General features: G+C 44.6%; 24 protein-coding genes and 1 other RNA gene. 7 read left to right on the forward strand and 18 right to left on the reverse strand.

The window, feature by feature from the left end:
* Window positions 1-25: 25 nt before the first annotated feature.
* The 8 genes from mraY to rsmI form a co-directional block, all read right to left on the reverse strand.
* A complete protein-coding gene (gene mraY / locus ELZ11_RS15625; protein WP_137358354.1) occupies window positions 26-1,108 on the reverse strand; it encodes a phospho-N-acetylmuramoyl-pentapeptide-transferase in 1,083 nt (360 codons plus the stop codon).
* Window positions 1,105-2,466, reverse strand: coding sequence for a UDP-N-acetylmuramoyl-tripeptide--D-alanyl-D-alanine ligase (gene murF, locus ELZ11_RS15630; RefSeq protein WP_137358355.1), 1,362 nt, complete (start codon window positions 2,464-2,466; stop codon window positions 1,105-1,107). The genes mraY and murF overlap by 4 nt, the downstream gene beginning before the upstream one ends.
* Entirely contained in the window at window positions 2,459-3,949 is a 1,491-nt protein-coding gene (murE, locus tag ELZ11_RS15635) for a UDP-N-acetylmuramoyl-L-alanyl-D-glutamate--2,6-diaminopimelate ligase (RefSeq protein ID WP_137358356.1), read from the reverse strand. The genes murF and murE overlap by 8 nt, the downstream gene beginning before the upstream one ends.
* Window positions 3,950-3,967: 18 nt before the next feature.
* Window positions 3,968-5,704 (reverse strand): penicillin-binding transpeptidase domain-containing protein, encoded by a 1,737-nt coding sequence (locus ELZ11_RS15640; RefSeq protein ID WP_137358357.1) that lies wholly within the window; start codon window positions 5,702-5,704, stop codon window positions 3,968-3,970.
* On the reverse strand, window positions 5,701-6,015 hold the full coding sequence (ftsL, locus tag ELZ11_RS15645) for a cell division protein FtsL (protein ID WP_137358358.1): 315 nt from the start codon (window positions 6,013-6,015) through the stop codon (window positions 5,701-5,703). Before ftsL ends, ELZ11_RS15640 begins: the two co-directional genes overlap by 4 nt.
* Before the next feature lie 9 nt (window positions 6,016-6,024).
* On the reverse strand, window positions 6,025-6,975 hold the full coding sequence (rsmH, locus tag ELZ11_RS15650; RefSeq protein ID WP_137358359.1) for a 16S rRNA (cytosine(1402)-N(4))-methyltransferase RsmH: 951 nt from the start codon (window positions 6,973-6,975) through the stop codon (window positions 6,025-6,027).
* 207 nt (window positions 6,976-7,182) lie between these two features.
* Window positions 7,183-7,574, reverse strand: an RNA gene (gene rnpB / locus ELZ11_RS15655) — RNase P RNA component class A.
* Between the two features lie 109 nt (window positions 7,575-7,683).
* Window positions 7,684-8,547 carry a 16S rRNA (cytidine(1402)-2'-O)-methyltransferase gene (rsmI, locus tag ELZ11_RS15660; protein WP_137358360.1) on the reverse strand — a complete coding sequence of 288 codons (864 nt, stop codon included), beginning with the start codon at window positions 8,545-8,547 and terminating at the stop codon, window positions 7,684-7,686.
* Window positions 8,548-8,608: 61 nt separating this feature from the next.
* Here rsmI and ELZ11_RS15665 point away from each other — a divergent pair, with 61 nt between their 5' ends.
* Genes ELZ11_RS15665 through ELZ11_RS15680 form a run of 4 tightly spaced genes read left to right on the forward strand, consistent with a single transcriptional unit; the run spans window position 8,609 to window position 11,959 of the window.
* Window positions 8,609-10,420, forward strand: a complete 1,812-nt coding sequence (locus tag ELZ11_RS15665; RefSeq protein WP_137358361.1) for a penicillin-binding protein activator — start codon at window positions 8,609-8,611, stop codon at window positions 10,418-10,420.
* Window positions 10,407-10,775, forward strand: a complete 369-nt coding sequence (locus tag ELZ11_RS15670; RefSeq protein WP_137358362.1) for a YraN family protein — start codon at window positions 10,407-10,409, stop codon at window positions 10,773-10,775. The genes ELZ11_RS15665 and ELZ11_RS15670 overlap by 14 nt, the downstream gene beginning before the upstream one ends.
* A 3-nt stretch (window positions 10,776-10,778) precedes the next feature.
* On the forward strand, window positions 10,779-11,369 hold the full coding sequence (locus tag ELZ11_RS15675; RefSeq protein ID WP_004729817.1) for a phosphoheptose isomerase: 591 nt from the start codon (window positions 10,779-10,781) through the stop codon (window positions 11,367-11,369).
* Between the two features lie 11 nt (window positions 11,370-11,380).
* Window positions 11,381-11,959, forward strand: coding sequence for a BON domain-containing protein (locus ELZ11_RS15680; protein ID WP_137358363.1), 579 nt, complete (start codon window positions 11,381-11,383; stop codon window positions 11,957-11,959).
* A 62-nt stretch (window positions 11,960-12,021) separates the two neighbouring features.
* Here ELZ11_RS15680 and sspB read toward each other — a convergent pair whose 3' ends face one another.
* The 8 genes from sspB to zapE form a co-directional block, all read right to left on the reverse strand.
* On the reverse strand, window positions 12,022-12,495 hold the full coding sequence (gene sspB, locus ELZ11_RS15685) for a ClpXP protease specificity-enhancing factor (protein WP_208746717.1): 474 nt from the start codon (window positions 12,493-12,495) through the stop codon (window positions 12,022-12,024).
* A gap of 19 nt (window positions 12,496-12,514) precedes the next feature.
* Window positions 12,515-13,150, reverse strand: coding sequence for a stringent starvation protein SspA (sspA, locus tag ELZ11_RS15690; RefSeq protein ID WP_137358365.1), 636 nt, complete (start codon window positions 13,148-13,150; stop codon window positions 12,515-12,517).
* Between the two features lie 98 nt (window positions 13,151-13,248).
* Window positions 13,249-13,986, reverse strand: coding sequence for a cytochrome c1 (locus ELZ11_RS15695; RefSeq protein ID WP_137358366.1), 738 nt, complete (start codon window positions 13,984-13,986; stop codon window positions 13,249-13,251).
* The gene (locus ELZ11_RS15700) at window positions 13,983-15,248 is read right to left on the reverse strand and encodes a cytochrome b (RefSeq protein ID WP_137358367.1); all 1,266 of its coding nucleotides are present in this window, start codon (window positions 15,246-15,248) and stop codon (window positions 13,983-13,985) included. The genes ELZ11_RS15695 and ELZ11_RS15700 overlap by 4 nt, the downstream gene beginning before the upstream one ends.
* Complete coding sequence (gene petA / locus ELZ11_RS15705; RefSeq protein ID WP_137358368.1) at window positions 15,248-15,838, reverse strand: ubiquinol-cytochrome c reductase iron-sulfur subunit; 591 nt, start codon at window positions 15,836-15,838, stop codon at window positions 15,248-15,250. Before petA ends, ELZ11_RS15700 begins: the two co-directional genes overlap by 1 nt.
* 331 nt (window positions 15,839-16,169) lie before the next feature.
* A complete protein-coding gene (gene rpsI / locus ELZ11_RS15710; RefSeq protein ID WP_004740758.1) occupies window positions 16,170-16,562 on the reverse strand; it encodes a 30S ribosomal protein S9 in 393 nt (130 codons plus the stop codon).
* Between the two features lie 15 nt (window positions 16,563-16,577).
* Complete coding sequence (rplM, locus tag ELZ11_RS15715) at window positions 16,578-17,006, reverse strand: 50S ribosomal protein L13 (RefSeq protein ID WP_102405969.1); 429 nt, start codon at window positions 17,004-17,006, stop codon at window positions 16,578-16,580.
* 245 nt (window positions 17,007-17,251) lie between these two features.
* Window positions 17,252-18,355 carry a cell division protein ZapE gene (gene zapE, locus ELZ11_RS15725; RefSeq protein WP_137358369.1) on the reverse strand — a complete coding sequence of 368 codons (1,104 nt, stop codon included), beginning with the start codon at window positions 18,353-18,355 and terminating at the stop codon, window positions 17,252-17,254.
* Window positions 18,356-18,507: 152 nt separating this feature from the next.
* Between zapE and zapG the strand changes: the two genes are divergently transcribed.
* From zapG to degS, 3 genes are all read left to right on the forward strand, one after another.
* Complete coding sequence (gene zapG, locus ELZ11_RS15730; protein WP_137358370.1) at window positions 18,508-18,951, forward strand: Z-ring associated protein ZapG; 444 nt, start codon at window positions 18,508-18,510, stop codon at window positions 18,949-18,951.
* A 123-nt stretch (window positions 18,952-19,074) separates the two neighbouring features.
* Window positions 19,075-20,430 carry a DegQ family serine endoprotease gene (locus ELZ11_RS15735; protein ID WP_137358478.1) on the forward strand — a complete coding sequence of 452 codons (1,356 nt, stop codon included), beginning with the start codon at window positions 19,075-19,077 and terminating at the stop codon, window positions 20,428-20,430.
* Window positions 20,431-20,603: 173 nt separating this feature from the next.
* A complete protein-coding gene (gene degS, locus ELZ11_RS15740; protein WP_137358371.1) occupies window positions 20,604-21,665 on the forward strand; it encodes an outer membrane-stress sensor serine endopeptidase DegS in 1,062 nt (353 codons plus the stop codon).
* 53 nt (window positions 21,666-21,718) lie between these two features.
* Here degS and parC read toward each other — a convergent pair whose 3' ends face one another.
* Window positions 21,719-23,986, reverse strand: a complete 2,268-nt coding sequence (gene parC, locus ELZ11_RS15745; RefSeq protein ID WP_137358372.1) for a DNA topoisomerase IV subunit A — start codon at window positions 23,984-23,986, stop codon at window positions 21,719-21,721.
* Window positions 23,987-23,989: 3 nt separating this feature from the next.
* Complete coding sequence (gene parE / locus ELZ11_RS15750) at window positions 23,990-25,870, reverse strand: DNA topoisomerase IV subunit B (RefSeq protein WP_137358373.1); 1,881 nt, start codon at window positions 25,868-25,870, stop codon at window positions 23,990-23,992.
* Between the last annotated feature and the right edge of the window lie 173 nt (window positions 25,871-26,043).

Below are 26,043 nucleotides of genomic sequence, written 5' to 3' on the forward strand. Positions count from 1 at the left end.
CTTAACTGCTCTTCAGTGAGGGAGATTAACGAACTTTAAGTGTGGCTAAACCAATCAGTACTAATACGATCGAAATGATCCAAAAACGTACGATAACACGTGGTTCAGGCCAACCTTTGAGCTCATAGTGGTGATGAATCGGTGCCATACGGAAGATACGCTGGCCACGCAACTTATACGAACCGACTTGCAAGATAACCGACAAGGTTTCCATCACAAAAACCCCGCCCATAATCACCAATACTAGTTCTTGACGCACCAATACCGCGATCGTACCCAGAGCACCACCTAAAGCTAATGAACCAACATCGCCCATAAATACTTGCGCAGGGTACGTGTTAAACCATAAGAAGCCTAGACCAGCACCAACCATCGCAGTACACACAACAACCAGTTCTGACGTGTAAGGGATATAAGGAATATGCAGATAAGCGGCAAAATTGACGTTACCCGTCGCCCATGCAATAACAGCAAAACCAGCTGCGACTAACACCGTTGGCATGATCGCTAGGCCATCAAGTCCATCTGTTAAGTTAACCGCGTTACTGGTACCAACAATAACAAAATACGTCAGTACGATATACAGCAAACCTAATTGGGGCATGATATCTTTAAAGAAAGGAACAACTAACTGAGTTGCGGCAGTATCTTTACCGTGAGCATACAGAGCGAATGCCACTACCAATGCAATCGCTGATTGCCAAAAGTACTTCCAGCGAGCAATCAAACCGTCTGTATTTTTACGAACAACTTTACGGTAGTCATCCACAAAACCAACTGCACCATAGCCTGTCAGCACAGCCAAAACCGCCCATACGTAAGGGTTAGACAGATCAGCCCATAGCAAAACCGTAATCACAATCGAGGCAAGAATCATTACCCCGCCCATGGTCGGCGTACCACGCTTGCTAAAGTGGGACTCAGGCCCATCATTACGGACAACCTGACCGATTTGCAGCATTTGCAAACGTGCAATCAACTTTGGCCCCATCCACAACGATAAACAAAGCGCAGTTAAGATACTAACGATCGCTCGAAATGACAGGTATTCGAAAAGTCGAAAGAAAGAAAAGTATGGCTGTAATAACTCAGCAAGCCAAATAATCATGAAAGGTTCTCCTTTAAAGCAGCCGCAATTTTACTCATGCCTGCACTATTTGCCCCTTTAACCAACAAGGTGTGGGTAGCGTTCTTATGCAGAGACAACGTCTGCTCTATGTGTTCTATCATTGCTTGATGAGAAGTAAAGTGAGTACCGTGACACACTTCACTGATCACCTTGCTATCCTCACCATAAGTAAGGACGTGCTCAAATTTAAATGGGGCAGCATGTTCACCGACTTGGCGATGAAGTGCAAGGCTTTCATCACCCAATTCGGCCATATTGCCCACAATAAACCAGCGTTGCCCACTAAAACCCGCGAGTAAGTCGGCTGCCGCTTTCATAGCTGGCACACTGGCATTATAACTGTCATCGATAAGCTTAATTGAATCAGAGAGCTGCAGAGCTTCCACTCTCCCTTTCACTTTCATCAAATTCGCTAAGCCGAATTGCACATCTTGTAACGTTGCACCAAATTGCAGAGCCAGCGCTGCTGCAGCCAACGCATTAGCAACATTATGTTTACCAATAATGCCAAGCTGAACAATGATACTTCCCTTAGGGCTATGCAATTCAAACTGGGCTTCACCAACTGCGTTGATCTCAATATCCGTAGCAAAAAAGTCGGCGCTCGTGTCACGGTCTGAAAAAGTCAGTACACTCTTATCAGCGAGTATCGACTGCCACATCTCACCGCCATTACTGTCTACGTTGATAATTGCCGTATCGCCCGCACTCAGCCCCTGAAAGATCTCACCTTTGGCTTGTTTCACACCATCGATTGAACCAAAGCCTTCTAAATGCGCCGCTGCAACATTGTTAACCAGCGCGACTTTCGGTTTAACTAGGTTGGTAGTGTAGGCAATTTCGTCAATGTGATTAGCTCCTAGCTCAATGACGGCAAAGTCATGCTGAGGCGTACTGCGCAGTAATGTTAAGGGTGCACCAATGTCATTATTAAAGTTGCCAGCAGTAAAGAGAACCTCTCCTTTATGCTGCAAAATACTGGCAACCATCTCCTTAACCGTGGTTTTTCCACAACTGCCAGTAATAGCCATGGTTGGAATGGCACACTGTTCGTGGACCCACGCACCGACTTTACCTAACGCAACTTTAGTGTCCTCAACAACGATTTGAGCAACATCTAAATCCAATTCACGTTCAACCAATAATGCACTTGCGCCAGACTCAGCTGCTTGTTGACAAAAATCATGTGCGTCAAACCTCTCGCCAACCAAAGCAATAAATAGTGCTCCAGGCTCAACCGTTCTGGTATCAGTAGACACAGAGTGAATTAACACATCTTTACCTACTAACTTCCCATCAAGCACATGACAAATTTGCTGTAACGTAAAATCAATCATTGGCAATACCTAATAACTGGCAAGCCGATTCTCTATCCGAATAGTGAACCGTTCCTTCTTGCAACACTTGGTAGTCTTCATGGCCTTTGCCTGCCAATAAAATAATATCGCTGTTAGAAGCGTTTTCTAACGCGAACTTCGCGGCTTGATAGCGGTCATGTTCAACGAAAGCCTCATCTGGTTTTGACAGGCCAACCAACATATCTTGCACAATCAAACTTGCGTCTTCACTTCGTGGATTGTCATCAGACAAGATGATCTTATCCGCAAATTGTTCAGCAATCGCCGCCATCATCGGACGCTTACCTTTGTCTCGGTCACCACCACAGCCAAAGATAACCCACAGCTGACCAGCGCAATGCACACGTAACGCTGAAAGGGCTTTTTCTAAAGCATCAGGAGTGTGCGCATAATCAACGACTAGCTTCGCTTTATCTGGAGTTTGAAATAGCTCCATGCGCCCAATCACGGGCTGTAGTAATGGTGCGCTGTCAATTAACTGTTGCACCGAGAAGCCTTGGCTCAACAAAGTAGCAAATGCCAACATCAAGTTAGAGGCGTTAAACTCACCGATTAACGGCGCTTGTATTGTGCCTTCTCCCCAGCTTCCATCAAATTGGATAGTAATGCCGGTTTCAGCATAAGCCACGTCACAGGCCCACAAACTACGCTCAAATACAGGCTTGCCTTTCAAAGAGACAGCAATCGCATGAGGCAGTTGAGACATCCATTGCTCACCCACTTCATCATCAACATTTATAATCGCCTCTTTGCAACCATGCTGAGTAAAAAGGCTCAATTTTGCGAGGGCATATTCTTCCATCGTGCCGTGATAATCCAAATGGTCACGGCTCAAATTAGTGAAGACACCTACATCAAAATTCAAACTTTTCACACGCCCTTGCACTAAGCCATGCGATGAAATTTCCATTGCCGCATAATGAGCAGACTCTCCAGACAACTCGCTCAACGTACGTTGAATTTCAATGGCACTGCCAGTCGTATTGGCCGCTGGTTTCAAATCATCAAGAAACCCATTTCCCGTTGTACCCATTACCGCAGAGCGACATTTCACAAGGTCAAGCCATTGGGTAATTAGCTGAGTAATCGTTGTTTTGCCATTGGTGCCCGTTACACCAATCAACTTCATGTCACCAAATGAATAAAGCTGCCCTGCGAGTTGCGACAACTCTGAGTTTAGATTTTCGATATACACCACAGGGATTTGTTCAATGAAATCCACGCTCCCTGCAGGCTTAATCGCGCACGATTGTGCCACGACCGCAGACGCACCTTGAGCGATTGCCGTCGAAATAAACTCTCGCCCATCAATGGCATGACCGATAACGGCAACAAACACATCACCATGGCCAACCTTTCTGCTATCCAGCTCTAAATGAGTCACTTGCATGTCTTCGAAAGTGGGTTGCTGGAATTTCCCCCAAGGCGAAAGCAGCGTAGATAGAGAAATACTATTGCTCATATACATTCCTAATAAGCATTAATTTTGAAACTGATTTTCATCAGGCGCGACATTCAAAATTTGAAGCGCACCTTTCATAATTTCAGAGAATACCGGAGCTGCCACTGAGCCACCGTAATATTGGTCACCCTGAGGTTCATTCACAATAACCACTAACGACACTCGCGGGTCACTCACTGGCGCCACACCAGAGGTAATCGCGATATATTCATCACTATATCCACCAGCTGCCGCTTTACGTGATGTACCGGTTTTCGCTGCAACTCGATAGCCGGGTACCGCTGCTCTTGTCGCGGTACCGCCTTTCTGTGTCACGCCTTCAAGCATTTCCAACACCATTTGGGCATTTTCTGGAGAGATTATTTGCTTGGAAAATTCTTGCTGATTGCTTTCAATAATATGGATCGGCTCATATCGACCTGCGTTAGCTAATGTCGCATAGGCGTGAGCTAATTGAATTGGAGTGACCGAGATAGCGTAACCAAAAGATAAGGTCGCGATTTCAAACTTAGACCAACGGCGACGATTCGGGAAAATACCTGACGTTTCCCCCACCAGGTTTAGACCAGACATTTCACCCAGTCCAACCGAACTGTACATTCCGAGTAACGCTTCTAATGGCATGTCTAGCGCGAGCTTAGCGACACCAATGTTACTGGATTTTTTCAAGATGGTAGCGAGATCAGCTTTGCCAACTTTCGATGTATCACGTACACGGCTGCCACCGATTTGCATGATGCCATTGCCCGTATCGATCACAGTACTTGGATCAGCAGAACCATTTTCTAAAGCCGCCAAAACCACAAATGGTTTTACTGTGGAGCCTGGTTCCATCGCATCGGTTAACACGCGGTTACGCATTTTAAAGCTTTGTAGGTCGGAACGGTTATTTGGATTGTAAGAAGGCGCATTAACCATCGCCAACACCGCACCGGTTTTCACATCGAGGAGTACCGCAGAGCCTGAGGTAGCTCGATGATCGGCAACGGCTTGTTTGATCGCTCGGTAAGCGATCGCTTGAAGGCGCTGGTCTATGGTTAGCTCTAATGGCTTACCTTGCTCACGCTCTTCTAATGAAATATTTTCGACCACACGTCCATAGCGATCTTTACGTATGGTGCGTTTACCTGCTTCACCGGTCAGCCATTTATCGTAACTGCGTTCAACACCTTCCAAGCCATGACCATCGATACCTGTCACACCGATTAAGTGGGCACTAACTTCACCTGCAGGGTAATAACGACGAGATTCTGCTTTAAGCCCTACACCAGCAAGCTTTAGTTCACGAATGTACTTTGCCATTGCCGGGCTAACTTGACGCTGAAGGTAAATAAAACGACGGGATTTGTTCGCAGAAATTTTAGAGATCAGCCCTTGGCGTTCAAGCCCTAATACATCGGCCAGTGCATACCAACGATCTTTATCGTTCAGCCCATCGTTATCGAAAATAGTTTTAGGGTCGGCCCATACGGCCTCGACTGGGACACTGACCGCTAGCGGTTCACCATTACGATCAGAGATAATGCCTCGAGCGGACGGGAGCGCTTTCACACGAACAGAACGCAAATCACCTTGGCGAATCAAATTATCCGGTTCAACGATCTGGATATAGGCAACCCGCCCTACTAACGCTGCAAACGCCAAAAAGACAAACAGTAAAATGACATGAAAACGCCAGCGTATAAGTACTGGGCCGGTATCCTTTTCTTCGGTGCCGCGGGATTTCACCTGCACCTTATCCTTTTTGCCTATCATTTCAATGAAATCACTACTTCTTTATCTGAATCAGGACGCTTCATCTCTAGTTCTTTCTTAGCTAAGGCTTGCACTCGGCTATGCTCTGCTAAGGCAGTTTCTTCCAACATTAAGTTTCGCCATTCATCATCCAATTGCTCACGGGCAACTAGCGCTAGGTCCTTTTCGGTAATGGCTTGTCGTGACATATGAGTAGTTAACACAACCCCCATTGCACTCGCAAAAATGCAAATGAGCAGCATCAGTGGGACTCTGCCCACTGAAAACAGGTCAAGTACAATAATCTTGGCGAGGTTAGGTTTACTACTCATAAAGGCAACTTAAAGCTTCTCAGCAATACGTAGTACAGAGCTACGCGAGCGAGTGTTGTCATCGACTTCATTTTTGGAAGGTTTAATTGCTTTTCCTACAGGCTTAAGATCGGCACTGCCTAACGCCTTTATTTGTTCTTCGGTAAGAGGAATACCGTGAGGCACTTGTGGGCCTTGGCTTTCTTTACGAATAAAACGTTTCACCATACGATCTTCCAAAGAGTGGAAGCTGATCACTGATAGGCGACCTTCTGGAGCAAGAATACTTGCCGCCCCCTTGAGTGCAGTATCGATCTCTTCTAGCTCGCTGTTAATGTAGATACGAAACGCTTGGAACGCTCGAGTTGCAGGGTGTTTTTTCTCTTTGAAACTCTTTGGTGCTACATCAGAAATCAGCTTAGCCAACTGACCTGTACGTGTAAGAGGCTCGTTCTCTTCGTTTTCACGGTAAGCAACGATGCCTTTCGCAATACGACGCGCGTGTTTGTCTTCACCAAACTCACGAATCACCCAAGTGATATCATCCAAATCAGCTTCCGCTAACCACTGTGAAACTGGCATACCAGAAGTCGGATCCATGCGCATGTCCAATGGGCCATCTTTCATGAAACTAAAGCCGCGCTCAGCATCGTCTAGCTGCGGGGAAGACACACCAAGATCAAGCAATACACCATCAACTTGGCCTACAAGATCGTAACGTTCCGCGTATTCAGCCATTCCTGAAAACGGACCATGAATAATAGTGAAACGTGGATCATCAATCTTTTGTGCTTCGGCGATAGCCTGTGGATCACGGTCAATACTGAATAAGCGACCATTTTCACCCAACTTAGACAAAATTGTACGACTATGTCCACCACGCCCAAATGTGCCATCGATGTAGGTGCCATCAGGTTTGATCGCAAGTCCATCAATGGATTCGTTAAGCAATACTGAAATATGTTTGAATGCTTCTGTCATAGTCTTCTCGGTGAGTGAATTAAGCCATTTGAACGGCAATGGTTTTATTTCGATAACGTTTTAGTGTACTGATTTCGTACTTTATCTCCACTCTTTGCGTACAACTTCTCGTGATTTTGCACCAAGTTTAGTGGATCTAAGATTATTAACGTCAATATAAAGCAAAAAACCCATCACTACTGGTTAGTAATGATGGGTTCTTTAAATGGGTGGAGTTGACACATACGCCGGGTTCTGTTCCGCTTGCGCGGCGGTAACCATTCGTCTAGGCCTGCAATCGCTCACAGGCTCAAGCAATCTACCCGCCCCCAAACACGAGCAATGCTATGTGAGGGCCTATTTGATCTTGCTCCGGGTGGAGTTTACCTTGCTACGGACTGTTGCCAGCCGCACGGTGCGCTCTTACCGCACCCTTTCACCCTTACCTGTGCTTCTTCCGAAGAAATGAAGCCATCGGCGGTTTTCTCTCTGCTGCACTTGTCGTGGGCTCGCGCCCCCCAGACGTTATCTGGCACCCTGCTCTATGGAGCCCGGACGTTCCTCCCCTCCATCAGTCTCCCTAAGGACATCAATGAAGCAGCGATTACCCGTTCAACTCCGAGGGCGGATTGTATAGATAAACCTATAGGGTGTCTAGTCAACTCTCATTAACTGGTTATTAACTAAGCCAAGCGCAATTAAATAAACTCCAACTCAGTATATTTAGGCTTACTCTAGATTTTCTAAGCCCCATTTATATAAGGCATTTTTCTTCAGGTTATAGATCTCCGCCGCCATCGCCGCTGCTTTCTTCAACGGCAACTCTTTCGTCAGAATACTTAACGTGCGAGTGGCTTCATCCGGTAGCTCTGTTGACGCTTCTTCACGGTGCCCATGAACTAACAGCACCATTTCACCACGCTTGCGGTTCGCGTCTTCTTCAATCCACTCAATCAGCTTACCTAATGGCAGCCCTTGAATGGTTTCGAAGGTTTTCGTTAACTCGCGAGCCAAGACCACTTCACGCTCAGGCCCCAAGATTTCTAGCATATCTTGCAATGAGTCTGTAATACGATGAGGTGATTCATAAAAAATACAGGTTCGTTCAGCTTTCGCAATTTCCAAAAATTTATCTTTTCGGCCTTTGCTCTTTGGTGGCAAGAAACCTTCAAAGCTAAAACGATCAGAAGGTAACCCCGATGCACTGAGAGCTGTAATTACGGCGCACGCACCAGGTAATGGCACAACTCTTACGCCGGCTTGACGACACTGGGAAACTAAGTGATAACCTGGGTCACTGATTAAAGGTGTTCCCGCATCAGAGACTAATGCGATAGACTGGCCTTCTAATAATCTTTCGACAAGCACTTGCGCTTTGGTTTGCTCATTGTGATCATGTAAAGCAAACGTTCTAGTTGAAATATTGAAGTGTGCGAGAAGTTTGCCTGTATGGCGCGTATCTTCTGCAGCAATAACATCAACATTTGATAAGACCTCGATGGCTCTTTGAGTGATATCTCCCAAATTTCCGATTGGGGTTGGCACAATATAGAGAGTTGGGCTCTCTGTGAGCAAGGTTTTGTTGTCTGTCATTTGTTTACCATCACTTCAACGATTAATATAGATACAAATTTATACGGAATTATAAAGACTCATGGCAATGATGAACCATAAGAGACTCAGTGTACCACGCTTATTAACTCCAATTGCATTAGCAATTACATTGGCGGCTTGTTCTTCTAAGCCTGAAGCCCCTGTTAGCGTGGATATCACTCTCGATCCAACTCAAACGACTCAAAGCTACATGATGCGTGCCGATAGCAGCCAAGGTAGCTTACAAAATGATTGGTTGATCATGGCGTTAAAATCCGCCGTGCAGTCTGGCAGTACAGACCAAGCATCACTACTCGTTAAGCGTTTAGCGAAACAATCACTGTCTGAAGTTCAGCAAGCTGAATGGCAATTGTCACGCTCACAGCTCCTTTTCAATAACCACCAAGCAAAAGAAGCGTACACACAACTGAACTTCCAACCATGGTGGCAATTACCACAAGAACAGTGGAAGGACTACCACAGCCTGCGCGCGGATATGTTAGAAGTATTAAGCGATTACTTTGCCGCGAGCAGAGAGTTAGTTCTACTTACAGACTATAGTGATGGCTTAGACGACGAACGCTTAGCGGAGCGTATTTGGCAAAACCTGTACACTTACTCGCAATATGAGATCACTTCGTTGGTCACAAGCCAAAATGAAGAAATACTGGATGGCTGGCTGCAATTAGCTATTTATATGAAAACTATGGGTAACAACCTGCCCCAGCTTAAAAACACTCTAGAACATTGGTTTGCTGAAAATCCAACTCACCCAGCGTCTATCTATACTCCGCTTGCGATCACTGACATCTTAAACCTAGACATCAGCAAGCCAACTAGTACCGCACTTTTATTGCCGCTGACAGGTAAGTTTTCAAAGCAAGCTCAATTGGTTCGTGACGGTTTCATTTTCGCAATGATGAACGATAAAGAGCGAGAGCAAAATGCAACTTTGACGGTCATGGACACCAATACTCAAAGCGCAGAAGAAATTAAAGCTAAAATCATTGAAGATAAAGTCGATTTCATCGTTGGTCCTCTAATAAAGAGTAACATTGAGCGACTACAGCAAGCTCAAATGAACAGCGACAAACCAATCCCTGCGTTAGCCCTGAACATTCCTAATCAAGTTAGCGTAGATAGCAGCATGTGTTACCTGACGCTATCCCCGGAGCAAGAAGTCGCACAGGCTGCTAAACACTTGTTCTCTAAAGGTTACAAATATCCACTTATCTTAGCGCCAAAAGGGCGCTTAGGTGATCGAGTTAAAGAAGCTTTTGAAGAAGAGTGGATCAAGTACAGCAATAATAAAGTCGCAACGAGCTTTTTCTCAGATAAGCGCCAGCTACAAAGAAACGTTAATCAGGTCTTTGGTTTACAAGAGAGCCAACAGCGCATCGCTCAAATGGACGGCTTGTTAAAAATCGATTTAGAAACAGAACCACGCAGCCGCCGTGATATCGATTCAGTCTATATCGTTGCGAAAAACTCTGAGCTCACGCTTATTAAGCCGTTTATTGAAGTAGCCGTAAACCCTGATGCGAAACAACCAGAATTATTTTCTAATTCACGTAGCAACAGCGGCGACAAGCAGTATGAAGACCTAACTGGTGTGGTTTACAGCGACATTCCTTTACTAATTGAAGATAACACCAGCCTAAAATCTCAGTTGCAAAACCTATGGCCAAATAACTCAAATGCCGAGAAGCGTTTACAAGCTTTAGGCATGGATGCTTACTATTTGATGGAATCTCTCCCTCAAATGAAAGCCGTTGAGGGCCATAGCATTCAAGGGGAAACAGGTATACTGACAATCGATGATAATTGTGTCGTACAACGTCAAATTAGTTGGGCCGAACATGGGGCTATTTAGCCGCCGTAAAATAGGTTCCCACTATGAGTCCATGGCGAGCCAATACTTGACTCGTCATGGATTAACACTGATTGAAGAAAATTTCTCAGCCAAATGCGGTGAAATTGATCTTATAATGCGTGACCAATCAAGCATTGTGTTCGTGGAAGTTAAATACCGAAAACAAGCACAATATGGCCATGCGGCTGAGATGGTTACCACGCAGAAAATGCGTAAACTGGTCAATACAGCCAATGTATGGCTACAGAAACAAGGGCTCTCAGCTCACTCAACAGAATATCGATTTGATGTGATGGCAATAGAACAAAATGGCAAACACATTAACTGGATAAAAAATGCGATTACTCAAGGATAAGCAATGCTAGACAGCATTAAAGAAAGTTTCACAGAAAGTATTCAGATTCAAATTGCAGCAGCTGAAGCGCTGCCTGATGCCATCACCCACGCAGCACAAGCGATGGTTGCAACACTATTGAATGGTAATAAAATTCTTTGTTGTGGTAATGGCGGTTCCGCTTCCAATGCTCAGCAATTCGTATCATGTTTACTAAATCGATTTGAAACTGAACGCCCTAGCTTACCTGCGATGGCATTAACCGCAGATAACACAACCTTAACGGCTGTGGCGAATGACTATCACTACGAAGAGATCTTTTCAAAGCAAGTTCGTGCATTCGGCCAGACTGGCGATATCCTACTCGCGATTTCGACCAGCGGTAATAGCAAAAATATCATCAAGGCGATGGAAGCAGCCGTAACTCGTGATATGACGATTATCGCATTCACAGGTAAAGACGGCGGTGAAATGGCAGGGCTCCTTGGTGAGCACGATGTTGAAATCCGTATCCCGTCGCACCGTACCGCACGTATTCACGAAGTTCACATGGTGACACTACATTGCCTATGTGATCTCATCGATCAAGTTCTTTTCCCTGCCCACGAAGAGTAAAGGTAACATCAATGAAGCTAGTAAAACTTATCAGCGTTGGTCTATTAACTGTAAGCTTATCCGGCTGTGCTGGTTTGTTTATTGCTGGCGCTGCTACTACCGCTAATTTAGTCACGGATACACGCAGTACTCAACAAATTTGGAACGACAACAACATCGAGTTTGAAGTCGCAGCGATTGGAAACAAAGCCCCTTATCGTGGCAATGTAAGAATTACGGCAAGTTCTTATAAAGGTACCGTTATCCTAATGGGGCAAGCTACGACAGAACAAGAAAGACGCTCTTTTGAAAGCAAAGCTCGTGAAGTCGCTGGCGTTACCGAAATACACAACCAAGTACGAGTTCATCCACCACTCGCTGTCAGTGAAATCAGTAAAGACACTTGGATCACAACAAAAGTAAAATCCGCCTTACTCGCTAAATCAGAACTTAATGGTATTAAGGTGAAAGTAATCACTGAGAATCAAGAAGTGTTCTTGCTAGGATTGGTAAGTGAAGAGCAAGCAGAGATCGCGACTGAAGTAGCAAGAAATATATCAGGAGTGAAGCAAGTGATTAGAGCCTTCCAATACGGAACACCTGAAGCTTAAGCTCTTAAGTTTAGAAACTAAAAGCAATAGATACAAAAAAGCAGCGTTAGACGCTGCTTTTTTTATTTAATCACTCTCAGGCTTGGCTTGCCTTTAGGTTTAGTTGGTTCGGACTCTGGTTCCGCATCAACTGGCTCTGTTTCTGAACTCGCAACACTTAAAGGAGAAGCCGGCTTCGTTTCAAAAGGAACTTCTTCAATTCCCTCTTCCAACGCTTCCATATAGGCTTCTTCTGGTTCAAACATTGTTCCTGCCCCATTTTCACGGGCATAGATAGCTTGAACCGCATACAGCGGTACAATCACAGAATGAGGGCGACCACCGAAGCGAGCGCTAAACGTAATCGCTTCATTACCAAGTTCAAGTTGACCAACCGCTCGAGGAGCTACGTTTAAAATAATTTGGCCATCTTGGATGAATTCCTCAGGAACTCGAACACCAGGTAACATCGCCTCAACAACCAAATGAGGTGTTAACTCGTTATCCACTAGCCAATCGTAAAATGCTCTCAGCATATACGGACGGCGAGGTGTCATATTTGCAATATCCATAAACTTAGCGAGTCAGACGCATCTCACGCTCAGCTTCAGTTAGAGAAGCTAGGAATGAATCACGTTCAAATACACGGTTCATGTAAATTTTCAGTTCTTTCGAACCAGGGCCAATCAACTCGATACCTAACTCAGGCAAGCGCCATAGTAATGGAGCAAGGTAACAATCGATTAAGCTAAATTCTTCGCTCATGAAGTATTCATATTCAGCAAAGATAGGCGCTAGAGTAAGAAGGTCATTACGTAGTTTAATACGTGCTGCTTCTGATTCTTCAGCATTGCCTTTTACAATCTTCTCAGCAACTGAGTACCAGTTACGTTCGATACGATACATCATTAGACGGCTGTTACCACGAGCAACAGGGTAAACAGGCATCAACGGTGGATGAGGAAAACGCTCATCTAGGTACTCCATAATGATCTTTGAGTCGTATAACGCTAGCTCACGATCAACAAGAGTTGGTACTGACTTGTAAGGGTTCAGTTCTACAAGTTCTGCCGGCAAGTTTGCTTCGTCGACTAATTCAACTTCAACACTTACGCCTTTCTCTGCTAGAACAATACGAACCTGATGGCTATACATATCAGAAGCACTTGAGAAAAGAGTCATCACAGAACGTTTATTGGCAGCTACAGCCATGGAGCCCTCCAGTACACTTAAAATAAAAAAACAATGGAGGCTAAGCCTCCATTGTACATTCAACAAAATTTAGGAATTAGCACAGTATGATAGCACAATTAGTGCACATCACGCCAATACTCTTTCTTAAGCAGCACTACAATGATAGTGAAGATAACTAAGAAGCCCATTACCCACCAACCTAGTGCGTGACGCTCTAGCTGTACCGGGTCACCTGAATAAACTAGGAAGTTTACTAGGTCACGAACCGAATCATCGTATTCGCTTGAACTTAGTTCGCCAGAGCCATCAGTTTCAGTGCCAACAACCACGGTTACTTCCTCACCATCTACTACATGAGTGTCGTAGATTGGAGTTGGAATACCTTGTAGCTCTTCAAGCACATGTGGCATACCAACACTTGGGAAAACAATGTTATTCACGCCAAATGGACGAGATGGGTCTTCGTAGAAAGAACGAAGGTAAGTGTATAGCCAATCAGCACCACGTACACGAGCAACCAACGTTAGATCAGGTGGCGGAGCACCAAACCAGTTAGCCGCTTGCTTAGCAGGCATAGCATTTACCATCAAGTTACCGATTTTTGCTTCTGGGTCAAAAATCAGGTTTTCTTTCATTAGATCCACAGGGATCTCTAAATCCGTTGCTACTCGCTCATAACGCTGGTACTGCGTCGAGTGACAAGCAAAACAGTAGTTCATGAATAACTTAGCACCATTTTGTAATGACGCTTTGTCAGTTAAATCATTATTCGCTTTATCTAATGGTACGTTTGCACCCGCTGCCATCGCTAGAGATGGCAACATAGCAAATAAAATTACAATCCACTTTTTCATTTGAATGTCACCCTTTCTGGTAATGGTTTCGTTGCTTCATTCTTACTGTAGAACCACAGTAGTACGAAGAACATGAAGTAACCTAAGCTAAAGATTTGAGCTAGTAGCGTATAAGTTGGTGTTGCTGGAAGCGCACCAAGAATACCAAGCGCAATAAAGCTTATTGTGAATTGGATGATATTAAGCAAATGAAGCTTACTTCGGTAACGGTAAGAGCGAACTTTACAACGATCGAACCATGGTAGAAGGAATAGCACCACAATAGAGGCACCCATTGCTACTACACCTAGAAGCTTATCTGGAACTGCACGAAGAATCGCGTAGAACGGCGTGAAGTACCATACTGGAGCGATGTGCTCAGGCGTCTTCAGCGGGTTTGCAGCTTCAAAGTTAGGCGGCTCAAGGAAGTATCCACCCATTTCAGGGTTGAAGAACAGCACGTAACAGAAGAAGAATAGGAAACCAGCAACACCTACCATGTCTTTCACAGTCCCGTAAGGGTGGAAAGGAATAGAGTCGATGATGTCGTATTTCTTAGTGTAATCCTTGTGGAATGGGAATTGAGTTTTGTAGTCGTCGCCCATTGTGCCTTTAGGAAGCTTAGTCTCGATACCGTCAGGGTTGTTCGAACCCACTTCGTGTAGTGCTAGTACGTGAAGTACGATAAGCAGCAGAAGTACGATCGGTAGAGCGATAACGTGCAGTGCGAAGAAACGGTTTAGCGTAGCACCTGAGATGATGTAGTCACCACGGATCCAAAGCGTTAGGTCATCACCGATAACTGGGATTGCACCAAACAGTGAAATGATTACCTGAGCACCCCAGTAAGACATTTGTCCCCATGGAAGTAGGTAACCCATGAACGCTTCAGCCATCAATACTAGGAAGATGAGCATACCGAAGATCCACAGTAGTTCACGAGGCTTTTGGTATGAACCGTAGATTAAACCACGGAACATGTGCAGATACACAACCACGAAGAACGCCGAAGCGCCTGTAGAGTGCATGTAACGCAATAACCAACCGTATTCAACATCACGCATGATGTATTCAACAGAAGCAAACGCACCTTCGCCAGACGGTACGTAGTTCATTGTTAACCAGATACCCGTTAGGATTTGATTAACCAAAACAAGCATTGCTAAAGAACCAAAAAGATACCAAAAGTTAAAGTTCTTAGGCATTGGGTATTCAGATAAGTGCTTTTTGTAAGCATTCATCGCTGGTATACGTTTTTCAACCCAATCAAGTAGTCCTTGCATTACGCATCTCCCTCGTCAATACCGATAAGGATCTTAGTGTCGCTTAAGTACATATGCTTAGGCACAACTAAGTTCAAAGGAGCAGGAACACCTTGGAACACTCGGCCAGCCATATCGAACTTAGAACCATGACACGGACAGAAGAAGCCAGATTTCACACCTTGAACTTGTTCTGCAAATGAATCTGGAAGGTAAGTTGGAGAACAACCTAGGTGAGTACAGAAACCAACTGCAACAAAGAATTCAGGCTTAATAGAGCGGAATTCATTCTGAGCGTACTCAGGTTGCTGTTCAGCTTCAGATTGTGGGTCACGTAATTGACCACCGATAGACTTTAGGTTTTCCAATACCGACTCAGCACGGCGTACAACCCATACAGGTTTACCTTGCCATTCGACACGAACCATTTGACCGGCTTCTAATTTGCTGACTTCCACTTCCACCGGCGCACCCGCAGCTTTCGCTTTGGCACTCGGATTCCATGATTTAATAAAAGGCACGGCGACAGCTGCTGCTCCTAAACCACCAACAACAGCTGTTGTTGCGGTTAAGAAACGCCTGCGACCGTTATTTAAAGGCGCGTTGCTCATCCAAACATTCTCCCATTTGCTCCTTTTGGATTGTTATTATTCCGCTTATAGAGCATGGCTAACAAAATACGAATTTAGTTCTATTTATTGACGGGAAATGATAAATAAAACCCTACTTTTTGACAAGATAAAGCTACCTTTTTGTAACAATCATGAGGTAATTCGCACGCGGGGTCACAAAAGAAGTCAAATTATAAGAATGAGAAAGGAAATGTAACGATTCTGGGGGATTAGATAAGTCTTAAAAAACAAAAAGCCCGGCATATAGCCGAGCTTTGAACCACAATTCCAGTAGTAAAACTGGAGCGTGTATTTTTCTGTAAAAGAAAAATTAACGCTTAGAGAATTGAGGTTTACGACGTGCTTTACGTAGACCAACTTTCTTACGTTCAACGCAACGAGCGTCACGAGTAACGTAGCCAGCTGCACGTAGAGCAGGACGTAGAGTTTCATCGTACTCCATAAGAGCGCGAGTGATACCGTGGCGGATTGCGCCAGCTTGACCAGAAATACCACCACCAGAAACAGTGATGTATAGGTCTAGTTTCTCAGTTAGTTCAACTAGCTCAAGAGGTTGCTTAACAACCATGCGAGAAGTTGGACGACCGAAGTAAACATCAAGGCTACGCTTGTTGATTACGATCTCACCAGAGCCTGGTTTGATGAAAACACGAGCTGCTGAGCTTTTGCGACGACCAGTGCCGTAGTATTGATTCTCTGCCATTTTCATAATCCCCGATTAGATGTCTAGTACTGTTGGTTGTTGAGCAACATGGTTGTGCTCAGCACCAGCGTAAACTTTTAGCTTACGGTACATAGCACGGCCTAGAGGACCACGTGGTAACATACCTTTAACAGCTAGTTCAAGAGCCATCTCTGGCTTACGATCGATCAGCTTTTCAAAAGTGATTGATTTTAGACCACCTGGGAACTCAGAGTGACGGTAGTAAACCTTACCCTTAGCTTTGTTACCAGTAACAGTTACTTTCTCAGCGTTAACAACGATGATGTAATCACCAGTGTCTACGTGAGGAGTGTATTCTGCTTTGTGCTTACCGCGTAGGCGAGAAGCGATTTCACTTGCTAGACGACCAAGAGTTTTACCTTCAGCGTCTACAACGTACCAGTCGCGTTTTACAGTTTCTGGTTTAGCAACGAAAGTTTTCATGCTAATAATTACCTATTAAAAAAATTTACACTTAAGGAATACCTAGTATTCCCACTGTCTAAGAGCCCCATTCATCACCCCTTCGAGTGTTGGACAACTCTTGGCATAACGTGATTTAACTCATCGTTAGAGGCCCGCAGTAACGGTAGGTCGCAGGATTATAGAGAAGAGCGAAGAAAAAATCACCTCTTTTTGAACAAAATCACGATTTTTTTATTCACTTTTCTCAAGTCCGCAAGCAAATGCTATCCAAGGTGCTCTTTCGCCAAATAATCATGGCTTTGCATTTCCACTAATCGAGACTGGCAACGCTTAAATTCAAACTCTAGTTGCCCTTTTGTATAAAGGGATTCGAGTGCAACTTCGGCTGAAATAATAAGTTTCACGTTTCTTTCATAGAATTCATCGACTAACGCGATAAAACGCCTTGCTGCATCATCAAGAGTGGCGCCCATTTGCATGACATCTGCTAATAAAACGGTGTGATAGATTTTAGAGAGTTCAATGTAATCGTTTTGACTACGCGCTGATTGACAAAGTTGCTCAAACGTCGCGTGAAGCACCCCTTCACTTGCCTCTACTACATCAATTTGGCGGTGATTGATCTCAACTTGCTTTTGGATGAGCTTTCCTTCACCCACTAATTGTTGGTAATAAGTCTCTAAATTGACGTTTGCCTGGGCATCCAGAGGATAATGATAGATTTCTGCTTGTTCTAAGGTCCTTAATCGGTAATCCACACCACTATCGACATTAAGAATATGACAGTTATCTTGAATCAATTTTATTGCAGGTAAAAAGCGAGCGCGCTGTAATCCATTTCGATATAAATCGGCAGGTGGAATATTTGAAGTTGCGACTAAAACTACCTTTCTAGCAAACAACTCTTGGAACAAAGTGCCCAATATCATTGCATCAGTAATATCCGAAACGAAGAATTCATCAAAACAGATAATATCGGCTTCTTGTTTAAACTTGTCTGCGACCAAAGGAAGTGGGTCACTCACTTCACCCAGCGCTTTTAGTTCGTCATGAACTCGATACATAAAGCGATGAAAGTGAACACGCATTTTTTTGTTCGTCGGCAAGGCATCATAAAACGTATCCATTAGATAAGTTTTACCTCGCCCTACCCCGCCCCAAAAGTAAAGACCTTTAGGCGGTTGTGGTAGCTGAGGTTTTTTACCCATCAACTTTTGTAAACGGCTAAGTTGTGGGACCGGTGCCTGTAAATAATCTTGAAATTGGTAAAATAGCTCATCTAGGCTTTTCACCGCTTGCTCTTGAGCTGGATCTCTCTGAAATCCATGAGTTTCTATATCGAGTTCGTATTTTTTTATAGGGTTCATCACGACAGATCCACGAAGGAGGCAACACTAAACTGCTAAGCAGCGCACACGCATTTTTCTTTATACGTTAAGGTTCTCATAGTACCATGGAGTCGAAATACGTGTAACTAAGCAGTAACAAACATGTTAAAAAACAACTAAAAGGAGCTGTTATGCCTTGGATGTATGCGATTGTAGGTTTACTTGTCGGCGCTATTTTGGGTGTAGTGATCGCTCGCCTAACAAAACCAGAATATAAGAATCAAAAATCAGTGCAGAAAGAATTAGATTCTGCAAAGTTTGCCCTTGAGCAACAAAGACAAGAGCTAGCTGACCATTTCGCTCAAACAGCCGAAATGCTTGATACATTAGGAAAAGATTACACTAAGCTTTATCAGCACATGGAAAAAACCACGTCTGAACTACTTCCTAATTTGCCAGAGCAAGACAACCCATTTGTGAAGACTGCGGCTCAGCATTCAGAAAAAGCTGACGACACAGTTACCACAATAAGTCAGCCACCAAAAGACTACGCTAACGGGTCGACAGGGCTGTTCACAGAGAAAGAGAAAGAAATCATCGAAGCGCCAGAAGCGGTAACCGCCAAAGCGTCTTAACTTCATCTTTTGCTGAACTTTCAAAAGGTTTTTGAGTCATAACTTTCACTCAGGTCTATTGAACTCACACATATCGTACCTATATATGTGTTGAGAAGACCTTAAATCAGAGAGGAGTTTATGATGAAAAAACCTTTGCTTGCTTTATCGGTACTGACTTTAAGCTTAAGTTCAATCATCACGCCAATTCAGGCGACTGCAGCACTACCCCTAAGTGTTAATGGTGAGCAACTTCCTAGCCTTGCTCCAATGCTTGAGAAAGTGACCCCAGCGGTGGTAAGCATTGCTGTTGAAGGCAAACAAGTTCAACGCCAACGTATCCCTGAGCAATTCCAATTTTTCTTCGGTCCAGAACAACTTCAAGAACGCCCTTTCCGCGGACTTGGTTCAGGGGTCATCATTGACGCCGATAAAGGCCACATCGTTACCAACTATCACGTCATCAATGGTGCTGACAAAATAAAAGTAAAACTACACGATGGCCGCGAATATGATGCGGAACTTATCGGTGGGGACGAAATGTCAGATGTCGCTTTACTCAAGCTTGAGAAAGCGAAAAACTTAACTCAAATTAAGCTCGCTGACTCAGACAAACTACGAGTTGGTGACTTCTCTGTAGCAATTGGTAATCCTTTTGGTCTTGGCCAAACCGTCACTTCAGGCATTGTATCGGCACTCGGCCGAAGCGGTTTAAATCTGGAAAACTTTGAAAACTTCATCCAAACCGATGCCGCGATCAACAGTGGCAACTCTGGTGGGGCACTTGTTAACCTTAATGGCGAACTCATTGGTATTAACACCGCCATCCTTGGCCCTAACGGTGGTAATGTCGGTATTGGCTTTGCGATCCCATCTAATATGATGAAGAACCTCACAGAGCAAATCCTAGATTTCGGTGAAGTAAAACGTGGCATGCTTGGTGTGCAAGGCGGCGAGATCACTTCTGAACTAGCCGAAGCACTTGGCTATGAATCCAGTAAAGGTGCTTTTGTTAGTCAAGTGATGCCTGACAGTGCCGCAGATAAAGCTGGCATCGAAGCAGGCGATATCATCACCTCGCTCAACGGAAAGCGGATTGATACCTTCAGTGAACTTCGAGCAAAAGTCGCAACGTTAGGTGCAGGTAAAGAAATTGAGCTGGGTATTATCCGGGACGGTAAAAATAAATCATTCGATGTGACGCTCGGCGAATCTGTTAACAATAAGACCCAAGCAGAAAAACTCCATGAGGGCTTAGCTGGCGCAGAGCTAACTAACACCACGGATGCTTCACCAATCCAAGGGGTCAAAGTATCAAGTGTGGCCAAAGGTTCACCGGCAGAAGCATACCAGCTAATGAAAGATGACATCATCATAGGCATTAACCGCCAAAGAGTGAAAAACCTCGCTCAACTGCGAGATATCTTAGAAAAGAAACCTGATGTTTTGGCACTGAACATTCAACGAGGCGACCGTACGATTTACTTAGTGGTCCGCTAAACGAATCTACCACTCAAAGTTAGGGTGAGAAAATTTAGTAGATAGCTGTCTATTTGCTTATTTCTCACCCTTTTATTTAATTGAACCAAAGTGCTATGCTTCACAAGTCTTTCTACTGATTGTTCTCACTTTAATAATCTTGAGATCTTAAGAACTTGCTGAAGAGGAAAAAAATGCTGGGCTTCTTACTTCGTTCCATCGCTCTCGGGATTGCGTCTGCAGCGATTATCCTGATCGCATTTCCCAACCTAAGACCAGCGATTGTTCCCCAAGTTATCGAGGACCAAGTTAATGATATTGGTTCACTCCAAATATCTTTTAATAAAGCAGTACGAAAAGCAGCACCAGCTGTAGTAAACATCTATAGCCGAAAATATGTAGAAAGTGACCGCAACAAGCTTTCAACTCAAGGGTTAGGCTCTGGGGTGATTGTGAGCGAAAAAGGCTACATCATCACCAACTACCATGTTGTCGCTCAAGCGGATCAAATTGTCGTTGCCCTGCAAGATGGCCGCATCGCCGCAGCGCAACTTGTCGGTACCGATAAACGAACAGACATCGCAATTCTGCGAGTCGAAGGCGACAGCCTCCCAGTTATTCCTCTCAATCCAAATTACAAAGCAAATGTCGGTGATGTCGTTCTCGCGATTGGCAACCCGTACAACCTAGGTCAAACCACCACATTTGGCATTATTTCAGCAACAGGTCGTTCTTCAATTAGCTTAGACGGACACCAAGCCTTTATTCAGACTGATGCTGCGATCAATGAAGGGAACTCAGGTGGCGCTTTAGTGAATACTCAAGGCGAATTGGTTGGTATTAATACCGCTTCATTTCAACAAGCGACTGATTTAGAAACATACGGCATTTCTTTCGCGATCCCTTACCCACTTGCCAATAAAATCATGCAAAAGATCATCGCCGATGGGCGAGTCATTCGAGGCTATATTGGTATCGATGGCCAAGACATCAACTCAGTCACCTCACGCTTACTAGGTAACAAAAATATTGGTGGGATTGTGGTACTAGGCATAGACCCAAATGGACCTGCAGCTAGCGCCGGTTTCGAAGTTCAAGACATCATCCTCAATATCGATAATCAGACTATCAATGGTCGTCAAAGTGTCATGGATATAGTGACCGATTTAAGACCGGGAACAACTGTCGATGTCGGTATCCTACGAAATGGGGAAAATAAGACTCTACAAGTCACGATCACTGAAGACGTTCGTTAACTCATTTTGATAATAAAAAACCCAGCGAAAGCTGGGTTTTTTATTATCTTTATTTATTCAGAGACATCTTCGATAGGTGAGTCCACATCAATACGTGTCACTCGCTGTAGCCCTCTAGGCAACAACCCACCACGGCGACCACGTTCACCTCTAAAGTTATCTAAGTCCGCAGGCTTCAGACCAAGCTTACGTTTACCAGCATAAATCGTTAGCGTTGCATTCGCAGGTAACGCCATCAAGTGAGAAACGAACTCTTCGCGCTCTTTCGCTTTTGCCGCTGGAATATTAATGATCTTATTCCCTTTACCTTTACTCAATTGAGGCAGGTCTTTAATTGGGAACAACAACATTCGACCTTGATTAGTGATAGCAAGGATCTCATCGCTTTCTAAATCACCAATAGTGCTAGGCAGCAGAATCTCAGACGCTTGAGGTAAGTTAACCAACGCTTTACCGCTCTTATTTTTAGACAGTAAATCAACGCCTTTACAAACAAAGCCATAACCAGCATCAGAACCGACTAACCAAAGCTGTTCATCTTCACCCATGATCACTTGGCGAATTGAACTACCAACACTAATGTTCAAGCGACCTGTAATCGGTTCTCCTTGGCTACGAGCAGATGGCAAAGAATGAGACTCGAGTGAGTAACTTCGCCCATCACTGCCAAGGAATACTGCTTGTTGGTTACTCTTACCGCGAGCGCTGGCTAAGTATTTATCACCAGATTTGTAGTTAAGGCCTTCAGCATCGACTTCATGCCCTTTCGCATGACGAATCCAACCTTTTTCAGACAATACTACCGTGATTGGTTCACTTGGTACTAAATCACGTTCAGTCAGTGCTTTTGCTTCCGAACGAACCACTAGCGGAGAACGACGATCATCACCGTACTTATCCGCATCCGCTTGGATTTCTTTCTTGATTAGCGTGTTTAAGCGACGCTCAGAACCAAGTAGCTTCTCTAGCTTCTCACGTTCTTTTTCTAGTTCATCCTGCTCACCGCGAATCTTCATCTCTTCCAATTTCGCTAAGTGACGAAGTTTGGTATCTAGAATCGCATCGGCCTGAATTTCTGTAATACCGAAACGCTCCATCAATACTGCTTTTGGATCGTCTTCAGTACGAATGATTTCAATCACTTCATCTAGGTTTAGGTACGCAACAAGCAAACCTTCCAAGATGTGTAAGCGAGCCAGAACTTTGTCTAAGCGGTGCTGCAAACGACGGCGAACGGTCGTACGGCGGAACTCAATCCACTCAGCAAGAATTTGAACTAAGCCTTTCACTTGAGGGCGGTTATCTAAACCAATCATGTTCAAGTTAACACGGAAGTTTTTTTCCAAATCCGTCGATGCAAACAGATGGTTCATCAGTTGATCACAATCAATACGATTTGAACGAGGAACAATGACGATTCGAGTCGGGTTTTCATGATCCGATTCATCACGTAAATCATCAACCATTGGCAGCTTCTTCGCGCGCATTTGGTTAGCGATCTGTTCTAGCAGTTTTGCACCTGATACTTGATGTGGCAAAGCGGTGATAACAATATCGCTGCTTTCTTTGTGCCATACCGCACGCATCTTAATGCTACCTTTACCCGTTCGGTAGATTTTCTCGATGTCCGATTTAGGAGAAATAATCTCTGCTTCAGTCGGGTAATCAGGGCCTTGAACGTGCTCCATAACTTCTGGTAATTCAGACTTAGGATTGTCAATCAAATGGATAGCCGCATTCGCCACTTCACGTACGTTGTGTGGGGGAATGTCTGTCGCCATACCAACCGCAATACCAGTAATACCGTTCAATAGGATATGAGGCAGACGAGCTGGCAACATTTGTGGCTCTTTCATTGTGCCATCAAAGTTAGGCTGCCATTCAACGGTGCCTTGGCCTAATTCACCAAGTAAAACTTCCGCAAACTTAGAAAGTTTAGCTTCGGTATAACGCATCGCCGCAAATGATTTTGGATCGTCTGGAGCACCCCAGTTACCTTGACCATCAACTAGCGGGTAACGGTAAGAAAACGGTTGAGCCATAAGTACCATAGCTTCATAACACGCAGAATCACCGTGTGGGTGGTATTTACCTAACACGTCACCAACAGTACGCGCCGATTTCTTATATTTGGAAGCCGCAGATAAGCCCAGTTCAGACATCGCATAAATAATGCGGCGCTGTACTGGCTTGAGGCCATCACCGATATAAGGCAATGCACGATCCATGATTACGTACATTGAATAATTTAAGTAGGCATCTTCGGTGAACTTGCGCATTGGCAACTGTTCAACGCCATCAAATGTAATTTCGTTAGACATCAATTATACCTCGGCCATGTCACCGTTATTTTGCAACCAAGAACGGCGATCATCAGCTCGCTTCTTACCTAACAGCATGTCCATCATCTCGTTAGTCGCTTCAGTATCATCAATAGTCAACTGAACTAAACGGCGAGTGTTTGGATCCATGGTCGTTTCGCGTAGCTGAAGTGGGTTCATCTCACCCAGACCTTTGAATCGTTGAACGTTGATTTTGGCTTTCTTCTTAGAGAGACGTTCTAGCACCCCTTCTTTTTCATCGTCGTCAAGGGCATAGAATACTTCCTTACCACAGTCGATACGATAAAGAGGCGGCATCGCCACATAGATATGCCCAGCTTGCACTAGTGCACGGAAGTGACGAGTGAACAAAGCACACAACAAGGTTGCAATGTGAAGACCATCCGAGTCCGCATCGGCAAGAATACAGATTTTACCGTAACGTAAGCTTTCAAGATTATCGCTGTCAGGGTCAATACCAAGTGCAACTGAAATATCGTGTACTTCTTGAGATGCCAACACTTGATCAGCGGAGACTTCCCAAGTATTCAAAATCTTACCGCGAAGTGGCATTACCGCTTGGAATTCTCGGTCGCGGGCTTGCTTAGCAGAGCCCCCCGCCGAGTCCCCTTCCACGAAGAAGATTTCGGTGCGGCTTAAATCCTGAACTGAACAATCGGTTAATTTACCTGGAAGTGCTGGACCTGAAGCCACTTTCTTACGCACAACTTTCTTGCTAGCGCGCATTCGACGATGGGCATTTGCAATGCAGCTTTCTGCTAGAAGTTCTGCAAGCTGCGGTTTTTCATTCAACCAAAGGCTAAACGCATCTTTTACTACACCAGAAACAAAGGCTGCAGTTTGACGTGAAGATAAACGCTCTTTCGTTTGCCCCGCAAATTGAGGGTCTTGCATCTTCACAGAAAGAACATAAGAACAGCGGTCAAAAATATCGTCGCCCGTAAGCTTAACGCCACGCGGTAATAAGTTGCGGAATTCACAGAATTCACGCATTGCATCTAATAGCCCCTGACGCAGGCCATTGACGTGCGTTCCGCCTTGAGCAGTTGGGATCAAGTTAACGTAACTTTCGGTGATCATATCACCGCCCTCAGGCTGCCAAATCACCGCCCAAGTTGCCGCTTCTGTTTCAGCAGTAAACTCACCAGTAAATGGCGACTCTGGTAATACAGGGAAACCTTTTACGCCTTCTGCTAGGTAATCTTTCAGGCCATCTTCATAGAACCACTTGTGTTCTTTGTCATTCACTTTATCAGTGAAAGAGATCTCTAGACCTGGGCAAAGCACTGCTTTCGCACGTAGATTGTTGACTAGGCGGGTAACTGAGAAATTGCCAGAGTCAAAATAGCTCGCATCTGGCCAAAAATGTACGCTGGTGCCTTTATTACGGCGACCACAAGTACCAGTAACCGTCAGTTCTTCGACTTTATTACCATTTTCAAAGGCCATCTCATAAACTTGACCATCACGGCGAACTATCACTTCTACACGCTTAGAAAGTGCGTTTACTACTGAGATACCAACCCCGTGCAAACCACCTGAAAACTGGTAATTCTTATTCGAGAATTTACCACCAGCATGCAGCTTACAGAAAATAAGCTCAACGCCTGAAATTTTCTCTTCAGGGTGAATATCAACAGGCATACCACGACCATCATCAATAACCTCTAGGGATTGATCGGCGTGGAGAATAACTTGCACTTTTGAGGCATGTCCGGCTAGCGCTTCATCGACACTGTTATCGATAACTTCTTGGCCCAAGTGGTTTGGGCGCGCTGTATCCGTATACATCCCTGGTCGGCGACGTACTGGTTCTAAGCCATTAAGAACTTCAATGGCTCCAGCATTATATTGTTCAGTCATAATACGGAGTTTACTCAAAAAATTTGCATTGAATCGCGGAGGTTCAAATGACAGGGCGTTTGAACTCTTATGGTGAACCATCACCACAATGCGAAACGAGCGAAAGTATTGGGGAATATAGTCTGGAAGCTGACTGTTTATGTCAAGCCCGTTCAAAAACTATGGCGCCAAAC

This window comes from Vibrio profundi (assembly GCF_005281835.1).
Lineage (GTDB): Bacteria > Pseudomonadota > Gammaproteobacteria > Enterobacterales > Vibrionaceae > Vibrio > Vibrio profundi.

Coding starts and splice junctions, on each gene's coding strand:
- mraY (WP_137358354.1), bottom strand. CDS start 1,108: ATGATTATTTGGCTTGCTGAGTTATTACAGCCATACTTTTCTTTCTTT.
- murF (WP_137358355.1), bottom strand. CDS start 2,466: ATGATTGATTTTACGTTACAGCAAATTTGTCATGTGCTTGATGGGAAG.
- murE (WP_137358356.1), bottom strand. CDS start 3,949: ATGAGCAATAGTATTTCTCTATCTACGCTGCTTTCGCCTTGGGGGAAA.
- ELZ11_RS15640 (WP_137358357.1), bottom strand. CDS start 5,704: ATGATAGGCAAAAAGGATAAGGTGCAGGTGAAATCCCGCGGCACCGAA.
- ftsL (WP_137358358.1), bottom strand. CDS start 6,015: ATGAGTAGTAAACCTAACCTCGCCAAGATTATTGTACTTGACCTGTTT.
- rsmH (WP_137358359.1), bottom strand. CDS start 6,975: ATGACAGAAGCATTCAAACATATTTCAGTATTGCTTAACGAATCCATT.
- rsmI (WP_137358360.1), bottom strand. CDS start 8,547: ATGACAGACAACAAAACCTTGCTCACAGAGAGCCCAACTCTCTATATT.
- ELZ11_RS15665 (WP_137358361.1), top strand. CDS start 8,609: ATGGCAATGATGAACCATAAGAGACTCAGTGTACCACGCTTATTAACT.
- ELZ11_RS15670 (WP_137358362.1), top strand. CDS start 10,407: ATGGGGCTATTTAGCCGCCGTAAAATAGGTTCCCACTATGAGTCCATG.
- ELZ11_RS15675 (WP_004729817.1), top strand. CDS start 10,779: ATGCTAGACAGCATTAAAGAAAGTTTCACAGAAAGTATTCAGATTCAA.
- ELZ11_RS15680 (WP_137358363.1), top strand. CDS start 11,381: ATGAAGCTAGTAAAACTTATCAGCGTTGGTCTATTAACTGTAAGCTTA.
- sspB (WP_208746717.1), bottom strand. CDS start 12,495: ATGACACCTCGCCGTCCGTATATGCTGAGAGCATTTTACGATTGGCTA.
- sspA (WP_137358365.1), bottom strand. CDS start 13,150: ATGGCTGTAGCTGCCAATAAACGTTCTGTGATGACTCTTTTCTCAAGT.
- ELZ11_RS15695 (WP_137358366.1), bottom strand. CDS start 13,986: ATGAAAAAGTGGATTGTAATTTTATTTGCTATGTTGCCATCTCTAGCG.
- ELZ11_RS15700 (WP_137358367.1), bottom strand. CDS start 15,248: ATGCAAGGACTACTTGATTGGGTTGAAAAACGTATACCAGCGATGAAT.
- petA (WP_137358368.1), bottom strand. CDS start 15,838: ATGAGCAACGCGCCTTTAAATAACGGTCGCAGGCGTTTCTTAACCGCA.
- rpsI (WP_004740758.1), bottom strand. CDS start 16,562: ATGGCAGAGAATCAATACTACGGCACTGGTCGTCGCAAAAGCTCAGCA.
- rplM (WP_102405969.1), bottom strand. CDS start 17,006: ATGAAAACTTTCGTTGCTAAACCAGAAACTGTAAAACGCGACTGGTAC.
- zapE (WP_137358369.1), bottom strand. CDS start 18,355: ATGAACCCTATAAAAAAATACGAACTCGATATAGAAACTCATGGATTT.
- zapG (WP_137358370.1), top strand. CDS start 18,508: ATGCCTTGGATGTATGCGATTGTAGGTTTACTTGTCGGCGCTATTTTG.
- ELZ11_RS15735 (WP_137358478.1), top strand. CDS start 19,075: ATGAAAAAACCTTTGCTTGCTTTATCGGTACTGACTTTAAGCTTAAGT.
- degS (WP_137358371.1), top strand. CDS start 20,604: ATGCTGGGCTTCTTACTTCGTTCCATCGCTCTCGGGATTGCGTCTGCA.
- parC (WP_137358372.1), bottom strand. CDS start 23,986: ATGTCTAACGAAATTACATTTGATGGCGTTGAACAGTTGCCAATGCGC.
- parE (WP_137358373.1), bottom strand. CDS start 25,870: ATGACTGAACAATATAATGCTGGAGCCATTGAAGTTCTTAATGGCTTA.